This window comes from Sphaerisporangium melleum (genome assembly GCF_014646695.1).
Taxonomy (GTDB): domain Bacteria; phylum Actinomycetota; class Actinomycetes; order Streptosporangiales; family Streptosporangiaceae; genus Sphaerisporangium; species Sphaerisporangium melleum.
The window spans coordinates 186,511-204,002 of the sequence record NZ_BMNT01000011.1; the positions used below are offsets into that span (position 1 = coordinate 186,511).

Genomic DNA, 17,492 nt, shown 5'->3' on the forward strand with positions numbered 1-17,492 from the left:
TTCCGCGCAGACCCTTCGTAACACCCCTGAAGCGCGGGTCACGCCCCGCCGCTCCTCCCCGAGGCGATGAGCGTAGCCCGTACGGTCTTGCCGGGCTCGCGGACAACGAAGCCGACCTTGGCCAGCGACCCCACCAGAGTGAGCCCGAAGCCGCCGGACTCGTCGGGACTCCTTGTCGTCGGCAGCCGTGGATCCCCGTCCGTGACCTCGATCACCACGTGGCACGTTCCAGATGGCTCGTCGGCGACCAGTGCGAGCGCGAAGCCGACCGGTGGAGCCGCATGGCGAAACGCGTTGGTGACCAGCTCGGAGACGACGAGCAGCGCCGTATCCACTACATCGCTCACTCCCCAGGAGGACAGCGCCTCGGCCGTCAACCGGCGAGCGGCCCGTATCGGCATCTCCTCGTCGTCGAGCCACCAGAAGCGCCGAGCCGTGGCCGCGTCACCGGACCGCCCGCGGCCAGGAGAGCCGGCGTGGGGGCACGCCGCCCCGATCGCGACGGCCAGTTCCTCCGGTGTGGCCGCGTTGACCAGCCACTGCGGGAAGAAGTCGCGCGGCGGCATCGCCCACCAACGGCAAGTGGCCGCACCGTACCAGGGCCGTCCGGCACTATGGACTTGTGTTCGACCACCTTCGCGCGTCCGCTCTTCCGGTGGCCGATTCCCGGCTGCTCATCGAAAGATTGATCAAGGACCTGTAGCCGGCACCGCACGCGGAGAGGACAGTGAAATGATCGAATCCGGTCCATCGCACACCGTATGGCGGAAGAGCAGTCTGAGCGGGAGTAACAACAACTGTGTCGAGATGGCGTTCCTGGGTACGGCGGTCGTGGCGGTCCGCGATTCCAAGCTCCCCGAAGGCGGCGTGACCTTGTTCTCCCCTGCGGCCTGGCAAGCCTTCGTCGACGGGATCAAGCAGGGCGAAATCCGCTCCGTGTGAGCTGGACGGGCGCCGAGACGAGGAAAACTTGCCTGGATCGGCAACTTTCCTGAGCCAGGCAAGTTGTTTTCTCAGGCAAGTTTGCCTCATGGGAGGTTGCTTGCCGAGCGGCTAAGAGCTCTCCGATCCGTTGTGGTCAGGGGGCTTGAAGCCGACGGATGAGCGAGTCGCCGACTTTGGCCGTGATGTGCGCTACGTCGTGGAGACCGCTCCGCTCGCTTGACGTCCGTCCGGGCACGGGGATTGGTGCCGGTCGGGGCGCTGATCGAGTCGATGATCGTCTTCTGCTGTGCTTCGGCGGGCGCTCTGGATCTGATCCATGGCTGCGTGGTAGGTCGTACGCTGGCGGCTCAGGCCATTGAAGGAGGATCATGTTCCGGCACGTTGTGCTGTTCACCTGGGTCGCGGGCACCACCGAGGAGCAGAAGGCCGAGGTGGAGGCCGGGCTCAAGGAGCTGCCGGCGGCCATTCCCGAGATCCGTGCCTACCACGTGGGCGGGGACGCCGGCCTTGACCCCGGCAACTACGAGTTCGCCATCGTGGCCGACTTCGACTCCGTGGAGGACTACCTGGTCTACCGGGACCATCCGGTGCACCGTGCCTTCATCGCCGAGGTCATCCGGCCGATCTTGGCCAACCGCGTCGCGGTGCAGCACAGTTTCTAGCGTTCCGCCCGTCGGGGACACGCCGGGGCGGCCCAGGGAGCCGGGCGCTCGATGGACGGGCCCTGCCACTGGGCGCCCGGCCGTGGCACTGGGATCGTCGCGCGTTCCCCGGCGCGCCGATCACACTGGGCGGCCGGCCGGCCGTCACGCGGTACGGGCCGGAAGAACCGAATGCCGCCCTGGCCGGCAGGAGGGCCGGTCAGATGGTGGGCGGGTGGTTCTCCCGGTGGGGGACCTCGGTGTCGCTGATCTCACCGCGCCGGGACAGGAGGAAGAAGCTGATCAGCAGGCCCGCCGCGCCGACGATCATGAAGATCACGCCGATGATGTCGATGTGGACCGCGCTGCCGAGCACGTCGGGGTCGATCGCGAACTTGAGAATCGCCCCGACGGTCAGGAAGAAGATGCTGACCCCGATGCCCACGCAGACCTCCGGGACTCGATGTACGGCAAAGGACGCTACGCGGCAGGGTAATACCCAGTCGCACGCGTGACACTACCGATCTCGGCATCCTTCCCGGAGCGATTTCCCCGCAGGCGCGGGCGATGTCGCGCACGGGCATGCCCCGGCGGGTGGGTCCGCCGGGGCCGGGGCGTTCGTCAGAAGGACTCTTCGGGGAGTTCCATCAGGCTCTGGTCGGTCGCGGCGAGCGTGCGGCGCTCGGCGGCCAGCCGGGGCAGCACCGTGTGGCCGAAGAACGAGGCGGCGGCCACCTTGCCGGTGTAGAACGCCTTGTCGTGGTCGGAGGCGCTGAGCGCGTTCAGCGCCACCTCGGCCTGCCGCAGCAGCAGCCAGCCGATCACCAGGTCACCGAGGGCCAGCAGGAACCGCGTGGTGTTCAGGCCGACCTTGTAGACCTCCGCCGGCGTCTCCAGTGACGCCAGGGCCCAGCCGGCCATGGTGTCGGCCATGGCCTTGACCTCGCCGGCGGCCTCGGCGAGCAGCTTGCGCTCCTCCTTGAGCCTGCCGTTGCCGGCCTCGGAGGCGGCGAACGTCGTGATCTCCTGCAGCAGCGAGCCGAGCGCCGCGCCCTGGTTGCGCAGCACCTTGCGGAAGAACAGGTCCTGGCCCTGGATCGCCGTGGTGCCCTCGTACAGTGAGTCGATCTTGGCGTCCCTGATGTACTGCTCGATCGGGTAGTCCTGCAGGTAGCCCGAGCCGCCGAGGGTCTGCAGCGAGCGGGCCAGCATCTCGTACGAGCGCTCGGAGCCGACGCCCTTGACCAGCGGCAGCAGCAGGTCGTTGATCGCCTCGGCCTCGGGGTTCCTGGTGCCCTCGTGCTCGGCGATCTGGACGGCGTCCTGGAAGGTCGCGGTGTAGAGGACCAGCGCGCGCATGCCCTCGGCGTACGCCTTCTGCAGCATCAGCTCGCGCCGGACGTCCGGGTGGTGGGTGATGGTGACCCGGGGAGCGGTCTTGTCGGTCATCTTGGTCATGTCCGCGCCCTGCACCCGCTGCTTGGCGTACTCCAGCGCGTTGAGGTAGCCGGTGGACAGGGTGGCGATGGCCTTGGTGCCGACCATCATGCGGGCGTGCTCGATGATCATGAACATCTGCTTGATGCCCTCGTGCACGCCGCCGACCAGCGTGCCGACGGCCGGGTGCTTCTCGCCGAAGGTCAGCTCGCAGGTGGTCGAGACCTTCAGGCCCATCTTGTGCTCGACGCCGGTGACGTACACGCCGTTGCGCTCGCCGAGTTCACCGGTCTCGGTGTCGACGAGGTACTTGGGCACCAGGAACATCGACAGGCCCTTGGTGCCGGGCCCGGCACCCTCGGGGCGGGCGAGCACCAGGTGGAAGATGTTGTCGGCCATGTCGTGCTCGGCGCTGGTGATGAAGCGCTTGACGCCCTCGATGTGCCAGGTGCCGTCGGGCTGCTGGACGGCCTTGGTACGGCCCGCGCCGACGTCGGAGCCGGCGTCCGGCTCGGTCAGCACCATCGTCGCGCCCCAGTGCCGTTCGATGGCGTGCTCGGCGAACTTCTTCTGGTCCTCGGTGCCGATGGTGTTCAGCACGTGCGCGAAGGCCGGGCCGCTGGAGTACAGCCAGATGCCCGGGTTGGCGCCGAGGATCATCTCGGCGACCGCCCAGGCGACGCTGCGCGGCAGGCCGGGGCCGCCGAGCTCCTCCGGCAGGTCGATGGTGGTCCAGCCGGCGTCGCGGAAGGTCTCGAAGGCCTTCTTGAACCGCGGCGGCATGGTGACCGTGTGGGTGGCGGGGTCGAAGACCGGCGGGGTGCGGTCGCCCTCCTCGAAGGCGTCGGCCAGCACGCCGGAGGCGAGCCGCTCGACCTCGTCGATCACGCTGCGCACGGTGTCCTCGTCCACCTCGGCGAACCGTCCCGTGCCCAGGATCTCGCGACGGCCGAGCACCTCGAAGAGGTTGAACTCAAGGTCGCGGACGTTGCTCTTGTAGTGGCCCATGACTGCGCGTCCCCTCGTCACCAGGCATGCCGGCGGTATCCCTACTCATCAGTAACCTTACCGGATAAGCTACCCGCGAGTAACCCCTAAAAAACGTGACGAAGGTGGCGTTCGACTCTTAGCTCGCAAACTGTCTTGTGGTAGTGCCACCTGCGGCGCGAGCCGCGATCCCCCGACGGCGCCGGCGACGGGCGGCGGCGGTCAGATCGGCCGCCCCCAGGGCCGCGGCCAGGCAGGCCACCGGGATCACCGGCAGGACGTACCGGTGGTCGAAGTCCAGCACCGCCACCGGCCCCACCAGCAGGAACATCGCGGCGACCCAGGGCAGCGCCGCCCGCCGCCGCCCGGCCACCGCACCGAGGCCGCCCACCAGCAGGATCAGCCCGATCACCGGGCCGCGCAGGTACGCCGGGTACTGGTAGACCATCAGGAAGCCGGCCCATGGCTCGACCGAGCGCAGTCCGCGGATGTCCGGGTCGTACTCCCGCCGGACCTTCTCCACCAGCGGATAGTCCGGCAGGCCCCACGCCCCGCGCGCGAAGCCGAAGGCCGGGGTGACCCGCTGCGGATGCCGCACCGGGGTCCAGGCGAACGTGATCGCGGCGTCCCGCGCCACGTCGGCCAGGTAGTCCAGCGGCTGGGCCGCGATGGCCCGCAGCGCGAACGACCGCGCCAGGTCGTTGTTGCCGTCCCGCCCGCCCGGCATCCGGTTCAGCGAGGCCGCCGGATCCCACACGTACTCCGACGCCGCGTCCTGGTGCGCCCCGTTCGGGCACAGCGGACGTTCGGCGGCCGGCGGCCTGATCACCGCGCAGTCGGCGAACGTCATCGTCCGGGCCCACAGCACCACCCCGTCCCCGCCACCCAGTGCGAACCGCCCGTTGACCTGCGCGTTCCACCCGCCGTAGGCGAGCAGCGGCAGCGCCCCCGCGACCGCCGCGGCCGCCAGACGGCGCACGCCCACCCGCCGCGCCGCCAGGTAGACCAGGACGAGCACGAGCAGGGGCAACGCGATCGTCCGGGTCAGCGCCGCCAGCGCCAGCAGTCCCCCGGCCGCGGCGCAGGCCGCCACCGAAGGACGGGGCGACCAGCCGAGGACGGCCAGCGCCGCGACGACGAGGAAGATGAACAGGGTGTCCGACAGCACCCCGTGCTCCAGGCGCAGGAACGACGCGTCGAACAGTCCCGGCACGGCCGCGAGCGACGCGCCCCAGCCCGGCAGCCCGCGCCGGCGCAGCACCGCGTAGATCAGCACGCCGATGCCCAGCCCCATCGCGTGCTGCAGTCCAACGATGACCTCGACGCTGTGGAACGGGCGCAGCAGCCACAGCAGCAGCGGGTACCCGCTCGGATGGAACCCGAGCGAGGGCCGCGGGTGCGTGGCCACGTCCAGGTAGGAGAAGGAGTCGTACCAGTAGAGCTGCGCCGGCGGGTACCCCAGCATCGTCACCACCCGTAACCCCGCCGCGAGCACCAGGACGGCGGCGAAGAGAGGGTGGGCGCGGAGCAGGCCCCGGCTCCACGTGAGGCTGCTGGACAGTGCCCTGGGCGGGGAGAGCGACATCAGAGATCCGATCGATGCAAGGCATGCCGATGACCATTCGTGGCATCGCAAGCACGCTGAGTAGTTGACGCGAGGCGCGGCAAGGCCTCGGTTGACGCGGGGTCCCTTCTTCCCGGCCGTTGGATGGGTGCTCTCGCCGGCGCCGCGTCGGCGGGCCGGTGTACGGCGACCCCGGCGCCGCCCCACGGCGGAGCCCGGCGAACCCCGCTGGTCACCGCCCCGAGATTCGCCGAGTCGGCGCCGCGTCAGACGGCCGTACCGGGGGCGAGCCTCAAGCCGGGCGCGGCAGGGCTCCGGCCCGTCTGGCCGTGCTCACCAAGGTGCAGGGATGTACGACGGTTCCCGCTGCCGCCAGCCAGCTCCCAAGAGACCATCGCCAGTTCGACGGGCCGTCGCTGGTCGAAAACTCCAGGACCAAGGTTTCTCCGCGCCGGATGAACATGGGATGGATCCGGAGGGTGTCGAAGGCGACGACGCGGGTGACCCGTTGCGACCGTAGGGTGATCGCTTCTTGTGGCCGTGTGTTCGAGGTGCCGTACGCCGCGTCGACGCTACGGAACCGGCCTGGCGCGCACTGCGAGCCAGAGGGAACGAAGGTCACGCTCGCCGGTACGCCGCGCTCGATCAGCTTGGACTGTAGCCCTTCCGGGTCGCGCAATTCACTCACCTTCACGGTCACCGTCCCGTCGGGGTTCTTGGTCACCGCGTAGGCCGGTGCTCCGGTGCTCCATACGACCGGGACGATGATGGCGAGTGCCGCGGCTACGACCGCGCCCAAAAGCCGGGGAAAGGGGAGTGAAGGCCGCCATCTGGGCGCTAGGACTGGGATGGCCGTGTCCGTCTCGCCGTTCGTGACCCTGGCAGGGGCGATGGTCGCGGAGGCGATCTCGTCGAGCAGTTCCAGGGCGCCGGGGGTGAGGCCGGGGCCGGGGTCGGGGGCGATCGAGGCCACCAGGCGGTCGATGTCCTTGGTCACGATTGCCCCTTCAGCAGCGCGACGGCCCGCGGGCCGTAGGCGACGAGGTCGAGGTCGGCGGCGTCCAGTTCGCGGGCCAGGCGTTTTCGCGCGCGGTGCAGGCGGATGCGTACCGCTCCGCGCGAGCAGCCGAGCACCGCCGCGATCTGCGCGGTGTCCAGGCCTTCCCAGCTCACCAGCGACAGCAGTTCCCGGTCGTCGGGACTGAGCCGGCCGAACGCCTCGCGGATGGCTCCCATGTCCTCGCGCGGGTGATCACGTTCCCAGGCGACGAGTTCCTCGCGCAGCCGCGCGGCCAGGGCGCCGCGCCGGGCCTCGCCGCGGCGCTGGTTGGCCAGGACGAGCCGGGCGACGCCGTACAGCCAGAGCCGGGCCTGCTCCCCGTCCGGGATGTCGTGCACCCGCCGCCAGGCCGTGGCGAACGTCTCGGAGAGCGCGTCCGCGGCGTCGTCGGGAGAGCCGGTGCGCCGCCGGACGTATCCGAGCAGGTCCGGGTAGTGCGCCATGTAGATCTCCTCGAACCGCCGCCGGTGGTCGGGTGGTCCCACGCCGCTTTCCTTCCGATGGGGGACTGCTGCTCGCGGGAAGGCCGGACCGGATCAGGGTGTCAGGTCAGGCCGGCCAGGCCGGAGAAGCCTTCACCTCCACACATGTCCGGATGCCGGAAGACGTTTCACCCCGATTTTGGCGGAGATCAAGGAGGACCACCGATGGCTGGGCGGCGGGAGTCGACACGCCGAGCAGCGAAACCGGCTTGACGGCTTTGCTGGTGTTGCGCTTGGCTGGCCGCCATGATTGCGATCCAAGCTGTGACCATCGACTGCGCCCGGCCGTACGAGCTGGCCGACTGGTGGCGGCAGGTCACCGGCTGGCCCTTCTCCGAGGACACCAGGCCGGACGACGAAGAGGTCATGCTCGAAGCCCCGGACGGGCCGCACCTGCTCTTCATCCGGGTGCCCGAGGGCAAGACGGTCAAGAACCGCCTGCACCTGGACGTGATGGCCGAGCCGGGCGGCACCCGCGACGAGCAGGTCGAGCGCGTCATCGGCCTCGGCGCCAAGATGTACGAGGATCACCGTCAGGGCGACGGCTCGGGATGGGCCACCCTGCTGGACCCGGAGGGCAACGAGTTCTGCGTCTGCCGCAGCAACGCCGAGCGTGCCGCCGCCAACTGACGACAGGCCGGGCGGGCCGCCCGAGGTGACGGCCCGCCCGCACAGCGGTCGGTCAGCGGGCGGAGCCCGCCTTCCCCCGCATCGACAGGGTGCCGAGGGCCGCGATCAGGTAGACCAGCGCGCCGCCCCACAGCGCTTGCCAAGCGGCGCCGAACACGCCCTCCTGGTCGAAGATGAGCTGCACCGGGTACATCAGGACGGCCGCCGCCGCGCCCGGGTAGAGCGCGAACCGCCACGGGTGGCGCAGAGACCAGAGCCGGGCCTGCCGGGTCACCCGGTCGCCGACCTCCGGCCTGCTGGCCGCGCCGATCGCGGCGACCAGACTGAACAGGGTGATGCCCAGGCACAGCGCCCAGGTCAGGTCGGCAGGGCCGGGCAGGACGGCCCCCATCAGGAAGCTGATCGCCGCGCCGGCACCGCCGGTGATCGCCGCGGCCTTCCACGGCGCGCCTCGCAGGGCCGCGCCGGCGAGCGACATCTCGTCGCGTCGAGTCAGTTCGTTCATGGTGTCCAGACTGCCCCGCGTCCCGCCCGAGTCGCATCGGGGACCAACCCTGAACCACCCCTGACCGAGATGACGGAGACGAGCACCGCCCGGCACGGTCGGGCTCTTCCTTGAACCGAGATCAGGCAGGCAGGTTCCTCCCGGCACGGTCCGGCCTACCCCTGGTCTCCCTGATCGGAATGATCAACGCCAGGACGCGGCCGCAGGCACGTGAAGGACACGGCCGGTCTGTGACGGAGATGACAGAGGCCGGCATCTCCGGGCAGGGCCGGGCCGACCCCTGCCCCCTTGGTCCGGTTTCGGCCCTGGATAGCCTGCCGGTATGTCTGTGATCTTTCGTGCCGCCCGCCGGGAAGACGTCCCCCTGATCGTGGCCATGCTCGCCGACGACCCGCTCGGCGCGGGCCGGGAGGGGGAGCCCACCGACCAGGTCTACCTGGACGCCTTCCAGCAGATCGACGCCGACCCGCGGCAGGAGCTGATCATCGCCGAGGCCGGCGGCCGGGTGGTCGGCACGATGCAGATCACCTTCATCCCCGGGCTGTCGCGCAGGGGCGCGGAGCGGGCGCTGATCGAGGCCGTCCGGGTGGACGCGACGACCCGCGGGCAGGGCGTCGGCCGCGCCATGATCGGCTGGGCGGTCGGCCGGGCCCGCGCCCGTGGCTGCCGGGTCGTTCAGCTCACCAGCGACAAGTCCCGCGCGGACGCCCACCGCTTCTACACCTCGCTGGGCTTCGTCGACTCCCACGTGGGCTTCAAGCTCACCCTTTGACCGCCCGTACGGCTCCACGCGGGACGCGGCCCGGGTCAGGGCAGCGGGGCGATCTCGACGAGGTTGTCGTGGTACACGGCGCCACGGCCCATGTCGGCGTCCCGCTCGTCGACCAGGACGTTCACGTTGGCCCCGCCGGGGCTGAGCTTCGGCCAGTTGCCCTTGGTGGTCGCCACGACGCCCTGGGCGACCCGGTCGCTGACCCGCAGCTCCAGGGTCACCTCGCCGTTGCCGTTGAACACCCGCACCCGCTGCCCGTCGCTCAGCCCGCGGTCGGCGGCGTCCTTCTCGTGGACCAGGATGTGCGGGGCGCCGGCCCGGCGCACCAGCTCGGGGTTGTTGGCGAACACGGTGTTGAGGAAGGTGTGCGCCGCCGGAGTGACCAGCGCCAGCTTGTACGGCCCGTCGGCGCTCGCCGAGAGCGGCGGGACGTACCCCTCGCCCGCTCCCGGGAACTCCAGCTTTCCGGACCGGGTCGGGAACCCGTCGGCGAAGGGCAGGAACGGGTCCGGGTAGGTGAGCCGGGCCCACCCCTCCCGGCGGAGCCGCTCGACCGTGATCCCGGCGAGGGCCGGGTGGTCGCGGGACAGCAGCTGCCCGGCGATCTCCAGGTCGGAGTCGTACAGGGACGGGTCGGTCAGTCCGAGGCGGCGGGCCACCCGGCGGAAGGTCTCGGTCGTGGACAGGCACTCCCCGGGCGGGGCCACCGCGGGCTCGTTCCACATCAGGTACATGTGCCCGTATCCGGCGTGCAGGTCGATGTGCTCGGTCTGCATGGTCGCCGGGAGCACGATGTCGGCGTAGTCGACGGTGTCGGTGGGGAACTGCTCCATGACCACGGTGAACAGGTCTTCGCGGGCCAGGCCCGCGCGGACGCGGTTCTGGTCGGAGGTGCTGCCCAGCGGGTTGGCGGCGTAGACCCACAGGCATTTCACCGGGTGCTCGGTGTCCGCGAGGCCCTCGGCGAGGCGGGTCATGGTCAGGGTCCTGACCGGGTGGGGCAGCAGCTCGAGACGGACGTCGGCCCGGATGGGGACGTGCCCGCTGGTGGAGTACGCCACGCCGCCGCCCAGGTGGCGCCAGTCGCCGGTCACACCGGGGATGGCGGCGATGACGCGCATCGCCGTGCCGCCGCCCTGGTGGCGCTGAATGCCCATCGTGGCCCTGATGCCGGTCGGCCGGGTGTGCGCGAGCCGTACGCCGAGGGCGCGGATGTCCTGCTCCGGGATGCCGGTGATCTCGGCGGCCACGCTCGGCGGATATTTCCGGATTTCTCGCTCGAAGTCCGGCCAGCCGTTCGTGTGCTTCTCCAGGAACTCCCGGTCCTGCGCCCCCTCGTCCAGCACCACGTGCATCAGCGCGAGCGCGAGCGCGGCGTCGGTGCCCGGCCGGATGGCCAGGTGCTCGTCCGCCTGGTCCGCCGTCCGCGTCCTGACCGGGTCGATCGCGACGACGTGCGCCCCCGCCGACCGCGCCTGCTGGATGAACTTCCACAGGTGGTGGCCGCTGGTCAGCGTGTTCGTCCCCCACAGCAGGATCAGCCGCGAGTGGGCGAACGACTCGGGGTCCATCCCGCCCGGCGCCCCGTTCGTACGGGTGAGCCCGACGTTGCCGGCCCGCGAGCAGATGTTCAGGTCGTGGTAGGACGCCCCCAGGGCGTTCCAGAGCCGCCGGCCGGCCTGACCGGTCTCGCCCTGGATGTAGCCGAGCGTCCCGGTGCCCTGGTACGGCCAGATCGCCTCGCCGCCGTACTCGTCGATGATCGCGGTGAGCCGCTCGGCGATCTCGTCCAGTGCCTCGTCCCAGGTGATGCGCTCGAACCGCCCCGACCCCTTCGGGCCCACCCGCCGCAGCGGGTACAGGATGCGGTCGGCCGCCTTGGTGTGCTCCAGGTACCGGTTGACCTTCACGCACAGGGCGCCCTTGGTGTACGGCTGGCCGGGGTTGCCGCGCAGGCGCACCGCCTCGCCGTCTCGCACGGTCACCACCCAGGAGCAGGTGTCCGGGCAGTCCAGGGGGCAGGCGCCGAGAACGTTCAACTCGCGACTCATGCACAGCACGGTACGTCAGCGTCCCTGGCCGCCCGCAATCGCCCATATGGACGCGATGACCTGGCCCTGGGCCGCGTGCCGGCGGGCGCACCCGGACCATGGCGGGCATCCTGCGCCGCTCGCGGCAGCCGTCGTCGCGCGCATCCGCCCCAGGTAGTGCCCGCGTCCCCTCCTTATGGTCGATGCGCCGGGGGAACGGGTGCCGCCACCATGGAGAATGCCTCGTCTGACTGATCCCTCACGGCCGGGCGCGCCGTAGAGTGTCAGCGAATGGCCGGGGGTGCACCGGTTCGCCGACGACCGCTCAGGCGTGAGCCGACGGGGCCGGCCGGACACGGTGGGCTCTCGTCCGCCCGGTGAACAGAAGCCTAGGGAAAGATCATATGTCCCGAGACGTGTGCAGCCGCCTGCGGTGACCGACATCAGGGAGCGTGACGAGGCGACGGAGGCGACGGGAGAGGAGCCCTCCGCCGCCGACTCCTCCGTGACCCCGAACGATCCGCGCGCCGCCGAGCCGCCCGCGGACGCCGCTGAGAACGCGGACGCCGCGGTGAAGGCGGACGCCGCCGTGAAGGCGCGCACCGCGAGCGGCGAGCCCGTCGTACCCGTGATCGAGCCGCTGCTGCCCCAGCGCATCCGCAGGCCGTCCGACGCCCTGCGCTTCCTCGCCACCCTCCTGGCGCTGGCCGCGGTCGTCCTGATCGCCCTGGTGGCCAAGCAGACGCTCAACGGCCTGGAGGCCGACGTCAGCGACGGCACGAGCCGGGCCCCCGTGCTGCTCATCGGCATCGCCAGCTTCCTCGCGGGCACCGCCATCCTGACCGTCCCGGCCGCCTTCGCCGTCGAGCGGGTCTTCCACCGCGACGGGCTGCGGGTGGCAGAAGGGCTGATCGCCGCGATCGTCGGCATGCTGGTCTCGTTCGCCCTCGGCGAGTGGATCACCGCGGCCGGCCCGGTCGACCTGCGCCTGCTGCTCACCGGCGGCCGCCAGGTCGAGCCGCTCAACACCCTGCTGACCTCGGTCGTCGCCTACCTCACCGCTGTGCGCATCTCCCGCCGTCCCACCTGGCGCATGGTGATGTGGATGGCGATCGCCCTCGACGTGTTCGCGCTGTTCACCAGCGCCGACGCCACCGCGCTCGGCGTCTTCGTCACCTACCTCGTCGGTCTGGCCATCGGGTACGGCACCCTCTACGTCGTCGGCAGCCCCAACACCCGGCCGCCCGGCAGCGCCGTCGTGGCCGCCCTGCGCCGCCTCGGGTACACCCCGGCCAGGGCCAGGCGCATCTCCGACGACGCCCAGGGCAGCCGCCGCTACGGGGTGACCATGGCCGACGGGCGCCGCTTCGACGTCACCGTCCTCGACCGCGACCAACAGGTGGCGGGTGTGCTGTACCGGCTCTGGCGCGGCATCCGGCTCATCTCCGAGACCCGCCGCCGTGCCATCCGCTCGCTGCGCGCCGAGCTGGAGCGCGAGGCGCTGATGGCGTACGCCGCGCAGGCCGCGGGCGTGTGCACCCCGCGCCTGGTCGGCACCAGCGAGATCGGCACCGATGCCGCGCTGCTCGCCTATGAACACCTGGAGACCCGCCCGCTGGCCGAGGTGCCCGACGAGGAGCTCGACGACGAGCTGCTGGTCAAGATCTGGCGGCAGGTCGAGCTGCTCCAGGCCCAGCGCCTCGCCCACCGGCGCCTCACCGGAGACAGCGTCCACCTGGACGAGAACGGCGAGGTGGTGCTGACCGACGCGCGCAGCGGTGAGATCGCGGCCGGTGAGCTGCTGCTCCGGCTGGACGTCGCCCAACTGCTCACCTACCTGGCGCTGCGGGTCGGCCCCGAACGCTCGGTGATGTGCGCCGCCCGCGTCATCCCGAAGCCGGCGCTGGCCGGCGCCCTGCCCCTGCTCCAGCGCATCGCCCTGACCCGCGGCACCCGCGCCCAGGTCAGCAGGGAGAAGAGCCTGCTGCCGGAGCTGCGCGAGCACATCCTGGCGCTCACCCCGCAGGTCCAGGTCGAAGAGGTCCGCCTGGAGCGCTTCCAGCCGCGCACCCTCGTGACGATCATCGCCAGCGCGCTCGCCGCGTACTTCCTGCTCTCCCAGCTCAGCCGGGTCAACCTGACCGAGGTGGTCACCACCGCCGAGTGGGGCTGGGGCGGCGTCGCGCTCGCCGCGGCGCTGATGAGCTACGTCGCCGCCGCGCTGATGCTGCGCGGCTTCGTCCCCGAGAAGCTCCCGCTCGGCCCGACCGTCCTCGCCCAGTTCGCCGCCTCGTTCGTCAAACTGGTGGCGCCCGCCGCGGTCGGCGCGGTGGCCATCAACTCGCGCTTCCTGCAGAAGCGCGGCATCGCGCCCGGCCTCGCCGTGGCCAGCGTGGGCGCCTCGCAGCTCGTCGGACTGGGCTGCCACATCCTGCTGCTCCTGCTGTTCGGCTACCTCACCGGCATCAAGGCCGCGCCGTCGGTCAGCCCGTCGCGCGGCCTGGTCATCGCCCTGCTGTCCGGCGCCGTGCTGGTGCTGGTCGTCCTGGCCGTGCCGCCGCTGCGCCGCATGATCACCCGGCGGGTCAGGTCGCTGTTCTCCGGGGTGATGCCCCGCCTGCTGGACGTGCTCCAGTCACCGCGCAAGATCGCGGAAGGGCTGAGCGGTACGCTGCTGCTCACGCTCACGTTCATCGTCTGCCTGGCCGCGTGCGTCCGCGCCTTCGGCGGCGAGCTCAGCTTCGCCGCCGTGGCGATCGTCGTCCTGGCCGGCACGGCCATCGGATCCGCCGCGCCCACCCCGGGCGGTCTCGGCGCGGTCGAGGGGGCGCTCTACGTCGGCCTCACCCTGTCCGGGCTGCCGAACACGGTCGCGACCTCGGCCGTCCTGCTGTACCGCCTGCTCACCTTCTGGTTGCCGGTGCTGCCCGGCTGGGCGTCCTTCACCTGGCTACAACGGCACGACGCCCTCTGACCCGGCACAGATCTCCGGGCGGCGTACCCGCGAGCGCGGCGCGCCGGCAGCTGACCGGCGCACCGCATGGACGGGGTCAGACCAGCTTGTCCCCGGGCTCGGCGATCAGCTTGTCGATCGCGGCGAGCTCGTCCTCGGCGAAGCCGAGGCGGTCGATGGCGGCCACGTTGTCCTCGAGCTGCCGCACGCTGCTCGCGCCGATCAGCACCGAGGTCACCCGCCGGTCGCGCAGCACCCACGCCAGCGCCATCTGCGCGAGCGACTGCCCGCGCGCCGCCGCGATCTCCTGCAGCCCGCGAACACGTCCCAGCAGGTCATCGGTGAGCTGACTCGGCCGCAGGAACCGCTCCTGCGAGGCGCGCGACCCCTCGGGGACGCCCTGCAGATAGCGGTCGGTGAGGACGCCCTGCGCCAGCGGCGAGAACGGGATGCACCCCACACCCTCGGCCTCAAGCGTGTCCAGCAGGCCGTCCTCGACCCACCGGTCCAGCATGGAGTAGCGCGGCTGGTGGATGAGCAGCGGCGTGCCCATCTCGCGCAGGATGCGCACGGCCTCCTTGGTCTGCTCGGCCGTGTAGTTGGAGATGCCCGCGTACAGGGCGCGGCCCGACCGCACGGCCGTGTCCAGCGCCCCCATCGTCTCCTCCAGCGGAGTCTCGGGGTCGGGACGGTGGCTGTAGAAGATGTCGACGTAGTCCAGCCCCATGCGGGCGAGCGACTGGTCCAGGCTGGCCAGCACGTACTTGCGCGACCCCCACTCGCCGTACGGGCCCGGCCACATGTCGTACCCGGCCTTGGTCGAGATGATCAGCTCGTCGCGGTACGGCCGGAAGTCCTGCGCGAAGAGGTGCCCGAAGTTGGTCTCCGCGGAGCCGTACGGCGGGCCGTAGTTGTTGGCGAGGTCGAAGTGGGTCACGCCCAGGTCGAACGCCCTGCGCAGCGTCGCCCGCTGGACGTCGAGCGGCTTGTCGTCGCCGAAGTTGTGCCACAGGCCGAGCGACACCGCGGGCAGCTTCAGGCCGCTCCTGCCCGACCGGTTGTACGGCTGGCGCTCGTAGCGATCGTGTGCCGCCGAATAGCTCACTGCGTCTCCCCTGTCTCTTCGTTCTTCGAGGCCCGGTCGATGATCCACGCCAGGGTGAACGCCTCCTCGCGCCACGCGTCGTACCGGCCGCTGCGACCGCCGTGGCCGGCGCCCATCTCGGTCTTGAGCAGGAACGGCCCGCCCTTGGCGGTGGCCCGGAGCCGGGCGATCCACTTCGCGGGCTCGTGGTAGAGCACGCGGGTGTCGTTCAGGCTGGTGATGGCCAGGATGGGAGGGTACGCCCGGTCGTCGACGTTCTCGTAGGGCGAGTACGACTTCATGTACTCGTACACGTCGGCGTTGTGCAGCGGGTCGCCCCACTCGTCCCACTCGATGACCGTGAGCGGCAGCGACGGGTCGAGGATCGTGTTCAGCGCGTCGACGAAGGGCACCTCGGCGACGACGCCCGTGAAGGCCTCCGGGGCGAGGTTTGTCGCCGCGCCCATCAGCAGACCGCCCGCCGAGCCGCCCCTGGCGATGATCTCGCTGGACCAGCCGGACTTCTTCATGTGCCGGGCGGCGGCGACGAAGTCACTGAAGGTGTTCTTCTTGAGGGTGAGCTTGCCCTCCTCGTACCAGCGGCGGCCCAGCTCACCGCCACCCCTGACGTGCGCGATGGCGAACACGAACCCGCGGTCGAGCAGGCTGAGCCGCGCGACGGAGAACGTCGGGTCGATGGAGGTCTCGTAGCTGCCGTACCCGTACAGGACGGTCGGGGCGGGCCGCTCGGTGCCCTTCCGCATGACGATCGAGATGGGGATGCGGGTGCCGTCCTCGGCGCTCGCCCAGCTGCGGAACTGCTCGTAGTCCGCCGGGTCGTACCCGCCGAGCACCGGGCGGCGCTTCAGCAGGATCAGCTCACGCGTGGCGAGGTCGTAGTCGTACACCGAGGGCGGCGTGACCATCGAGGTGTAGCCGAGACGCAGCCGGCCCGTGTGGAACTCGGGGTTCCCGGCCGGCTCGGCGGTGTGGATCGGCTCGGGGAAGGAGATCTCGTACGGCTCGCCGTCCGACGGGAGCACGCGGATGCCGGTCAGCCCGTCCCGGCGGAAGTGCACCACCGTGTGGTCGGAGAACGCGTCGACGTCCAGCAACCGGGTGTCCTCGCGGTGCGGGATGAGCGGCGTCCAGGCGGCCGGGTCGTCCACCGGCGCGGAGGCGAGCTCGAAGTTCCGCGCGTTCTCGTTGTGCAGGACCAGGAAGTGGTCGCCCGCGTGGTCGATCGCGTATTCGACGCCGGTGCGGCGTGGGCGGACGAGCTTGAACTCGCCGGTGGGATAGTCGGCGTCCAGGACGCGGACCTCGCTGGTGATCTTGCTGCCGGCGCTCAGCACGAGGTAGCGCTCGCTGCGGGACAGGCCGATGCCGACCCAGAACCGCTCGTCCTCCTCCTCGTACACCAGGACGTCCTGCTCGGCGGATGTGCCGATGATGTGCCGGTACACCCGGTACGGGCGCCAGGCCTCGTCGATCATCGTGTAGAAGAACGCCGTGCCGTCCGCCGACCAGGCGCCGCCGTAGAAGATGCCGGGGATCTCATCGTCCAGCAGCTCGCCGGTGTCGAGCCGCTTGAAGCGCAGGGTGAAGCGCTCGTTGCCGCTGAAGTCGGTGGAGTAGGCGAGAGTGTCTCCGTCCGGGCACACCGCCGAGGTGCCGACCGCGAAGAACGGGCGGTCCCCGGCCAGCTTGTTCCCGTCGAGGATGACCTGCTCGCCTTCGAGCGGCTCGCCGGCCTTGAGCTCGGGAGGGGTGTCACCGGTGGCCGCGAGCCGGCACTGGATGCCGTACTGCTTGCCCTCCTCGGTGCGGGAGTAGTACCACCAGCCGCCCTTGCGCGTGGGAACGGACAGGTCGGTCTCCAGGGTGCGGCCCTTGATCTCCTGGAATATCCGCTCCCGCAGTTCGCTCAGATGCGATGTGCTCGCCTCGGTGAAGGCGTTCTCGGCCTCCAGATAGGCGACCGTGTCGGGATCTTCCTTGTCGGTCAGCCAGGCGTACTCATCGATCACGGTGTCGCCGTGATGAGTCCGCTCGACCGGGATCTTCTTCGCCACGGGAGGCGTGTCGCTGCTCACGTCGCCGAGTCTATGGCGCGGCCTGACCGGGCCAAGGGGCTCAGGCGCGTGTCCGGGAGACCCGCGATGTGCGTCGGACGCTCCCGAAGGCTGCTAATCTTGAGAAGTCGGCGTCGCCCGGCACCACCCCACATCTCCGCCCCTGGCGGTCTGGCGTGGGCAGGTGCATGCGATGGCGATATCCCTCGAACTTCAACGGTCTGGTCGCGCGGTTTGCCTCGCTCGACTCGGTCGGGTAAGTTAGAGGGGTTGCCCTGGAGACGGGGCGGCCTGAATGTTAGTTGGTTCGGGTGGCTGGGAGTCAAG

Annotated in this window: 15 protein-coding genes; 5 read left to right on the forward strand and 10 right to left on the reverse strand. The window is 70.7% G+C overall.

All coding sequences use genetic code 11. From position 1 onward, the window contains the following. Positions 1-38: 38 nt before the first annotated feature. The gene (locus IEY93_RS12180) at positions 39-566 is read right to left on the reverse strand and encodes an ATP-binding protein (protein WP_189163107.1); all 528 of its coding nucleotides are present in this window, start codon (positions 564-566) and stop codon (positions 39-41) included. 166 nt (positions 567-732) lie between these two features. On the opposite strand from IEY93_RS12180, the gene IEY93_RS12185 reads away from it, so the two are divergent. Further along, the gene (locus IEY93_RS12185; RefSeq protein WP_189163108.1) at positions 733-942 is read left to right on the forward strand and encodes a DUF397 domain-containing protein; all 210 of its coding nucleotides are present in this window, start codon (positions 733-735) and stop codon (positions 940-942) included. A 371-nt stretch (positions 943-1,313) separates the two neighbouring features. Then, positions 1,314-1,607 (forward strand): Dabb family protein, encoded by a 294-nt coding sequence (locus tag IEY93_RS12190; protein WP_189163109.1) that lies wholly within the window; start codon positions 1,314-1,316, stop codon positions 1,605-1,607. A gap of 199 nt (positions 1,608-1,806) precedes the next feature. On the opposite strand, the gene IEY93_RS12195 is transcribed toward IEY93_RS12190, so the two are convergent. From IEY93_RS12195 to IEY93_RS12215, 5 genes are all read right to left on the reverse strand, one after another. Then, positions 1,807-2,031: a hypothetical protein gene (locus IEY93_RS12195; RefSeq protein WP_189163110.1), complete on the reverse strand. Its 225-nt coding sequence runs from the start codon at positions 2,029-2,031 to the stop codon at positions 1,807-1,809. Positions 2,032-2,207: 176 nt separating this feature from the next. Continuing rightward, entirely contained in the window at positions 2,208-4,031 is a 1,824-nt protein-coding gene (locus tag IEY93_RS12200) for an acyl-CoA dehydrogenase (protein ID WP_189163111.1), read from the reverse strand. 118 nt (positions 4,032-4,149) lie between these two features. Then, on the reverse strand, positions 4,150-5,595 hold the full coding sequence (locus IEY93_RS12205) for a hypothetical protein (RefSeq protein WP_189163112.1): 1,446 nt from the start codon (positions 5,593-5,595) through the stop codon (positions 4,150-4,152). 271 nt (positions 5,596-5,866) lie between these two features. Further along, positions 5,867-6,571, reverse strand: coding sequence for a hypothetical protein (locus tag IEY93_RS12210; protein ID WP_189163113.1), 705 nt, complete (start codon positions 6,569-6,571; stop codon positions 5,867-5,869). Continuing rightward, positions 6,568-7,119, reverse strand: coding sequence for an RNA polymerase sigma factor (locus IEY93_RS12215; protein ID WP_203968561.1), 552 nt, complete (start codon positions 7,117-7,119; stop codon positions 6,568-6,570). The genes IEY93_RS12210 and IEY93_RS12215 overlap by 4 nt, the downstream gene beginning before the upstream one ends. A gap of 261 nt (positions 7,120-7,380) precedes the next feature. Between IEY93_RS12215 and IEY93_RS12220 the strand changes: the two genes are divergently transcribed. Further along, on the forward strand, positions 7,381-7,746 hold the full coding sequence (locus tag IEY93_RS12220; RefSeq protein WP_307837591.1) for a VOC family protein: 366 nt from the start codon (positions 7,381-7,383) through the stop codon (positions 7,744-7,746). A 52-nt stretch (positions 7,747-7,798) separates the two neighbouring features. Here IEY93_RS12220 and IEY93_RS12225 read toward each other — a convergent pair whose 3' ends face one another. Beyond that, on the reverse strand, positions 7,799-8,251 hold the full coding sequence (locus IEY93_RS12225; RefSeq protein ID WP_189163115.1) for a hypothetical protein: 453 nt from the start codon (positions 8,249-8,251) through the stop codon (positions 7,799-7,801). A 322-nt stretch (positions 8,252-8,573) separates the two neighbouring features. Here IEY93_RS12225 and IEY93_RS12230 point away from each other — a divergent pair, with 322 nt between their 5' ends. Next, positions 8,574-9,023 carry a GNAT family N-acetyltransferase gene (locus tag IEY93_RS12230; RefSeq protein ID WP_189163116.1) on the forward strand — a complete coding sequence of 150 codons (450 nt, stop codon included), beginning with the start codon at positions 8,574-8,576 and terminating at the stop codon, positions 9,021-9,023. 35 nt (positions 9,024-9,058) lie between these two features. On the opposite strand, the gene IEY93_RS12235 is transcribed toward IEY93_RS12230, so the two are convergent. After that, positions 9,059-11,074, reverse strand: coding sequence for a molybdopterin-containing oxidoreductase family protein (locus IEY93_RS12235; protein ID WP_189163117.1), 2,016 nt, complete (start codon positions 11,072-11,074; stop codon positions 9,059-9,061). Positions 11,075-11,486: 412 nt separating this feature from the next. On the opposite strand from IEY93_RS12235, the gene IEY93_RS12240 reads away from it, so the two are divergent. Continuing rightward, entirely contained in the window at positions 11,487-14,027 is a 2,541-nt protein-coding gene (locus IEY93_RS12240) for a lysylphosphatidylglycerol synthase transmembrane domain-containing protein (RefSeq protein ID WP_229691067.1), read from the forward strand. A 76-nt stretch (positions 14,028-14,103) separates the two neighbouring features. Here the strand turns inward: IEY93_RS12240 and mgrA are convergent, their stop codons facing one another. Then, positions 14,104-15,111, reverse strand: a complete 1,008-nt coding sequence (gene mgrA / locus IEY93_RS12245; protein ID WP_189163118.1) for an L-glyceraldehyde 3-phosphate reductase — start codon at positions 15,109-15,111, stop codon at positions 14,104-14,106. After that, positions 15,108-17,186 carry a S9 family peptidase gene (locus tag IEY93_RS12250; protein WP_189163119.1) on the reverse strand — a complete coding sequence of 693 codons (2,079 nt, stop codon included), beginning with the start codon at positions 17,184-17,186 and terminating at the stop codon, positions 15,108-15,110. Before IEY93_RS12250 ends, mgrA begins: the two co-directional genes overlap by 4 nt. Positions 17,187-17,492: the final 306 nt, after the last annotated feature.

Coding starts and splice junctions, on each gene's coding strand:
- IEY93_RS12180 (WP_189163107.1), bottom strand. CDS start 566: ATGCCGCCGCGCGACTTCTTCCCGCAGTGGCTGGTCAACGCGGCCACA.
- IEY93_RS12185 (WP_189163108.1), top strand. CDS start 733: ATGATCGAATCCGGTCCATCGCACACCGTATGGCGGAAGAGCAGTCTG.
- IEY93_RS12190 (WP_189163109.1), top strand. CDS start 1,314: ATGTTCCGGCACGTTGTGCTGTTCACCTGGGTCGCGGGCACCACCGAG.
- IEY93_RS12200 (WP_189163111.1), bottom strand. CDS start 4,031: ATGGGCCACTACAAGAGCAACGTCCGCGACCTTGAGTTCAACCTCTTC.
- IEY93_RS12205 (WP_189163112.1), bottom strand. CDS start 5,595: ATGTCGCTCTCCCCGCCCAGGGCACTGTCCAGCAGCCTCACGTGGAGC.
- IEY93_RS12225 (WP_189163115.1), bottom strand. CDS start 8,251: ATGAACGAACTGACTCGACGCGACGAGATGTCGCTCGCCGGCGCGGCC.
- IEY93_RS12230 (WP_189163116.1), top strand. CDS start 8,574: ATGTCTGTGATCTTTCGTGCCGCCCGCCGGGAAGACGTCCCCCTGATC.
- IEY93_RS12235 (WP_189163117.1), bottom strand. CDS start 11,074: ATGAGTCGCGAGTTGAACGTTCTCGGCGCCTGCCCCCTGGACTGCCCG.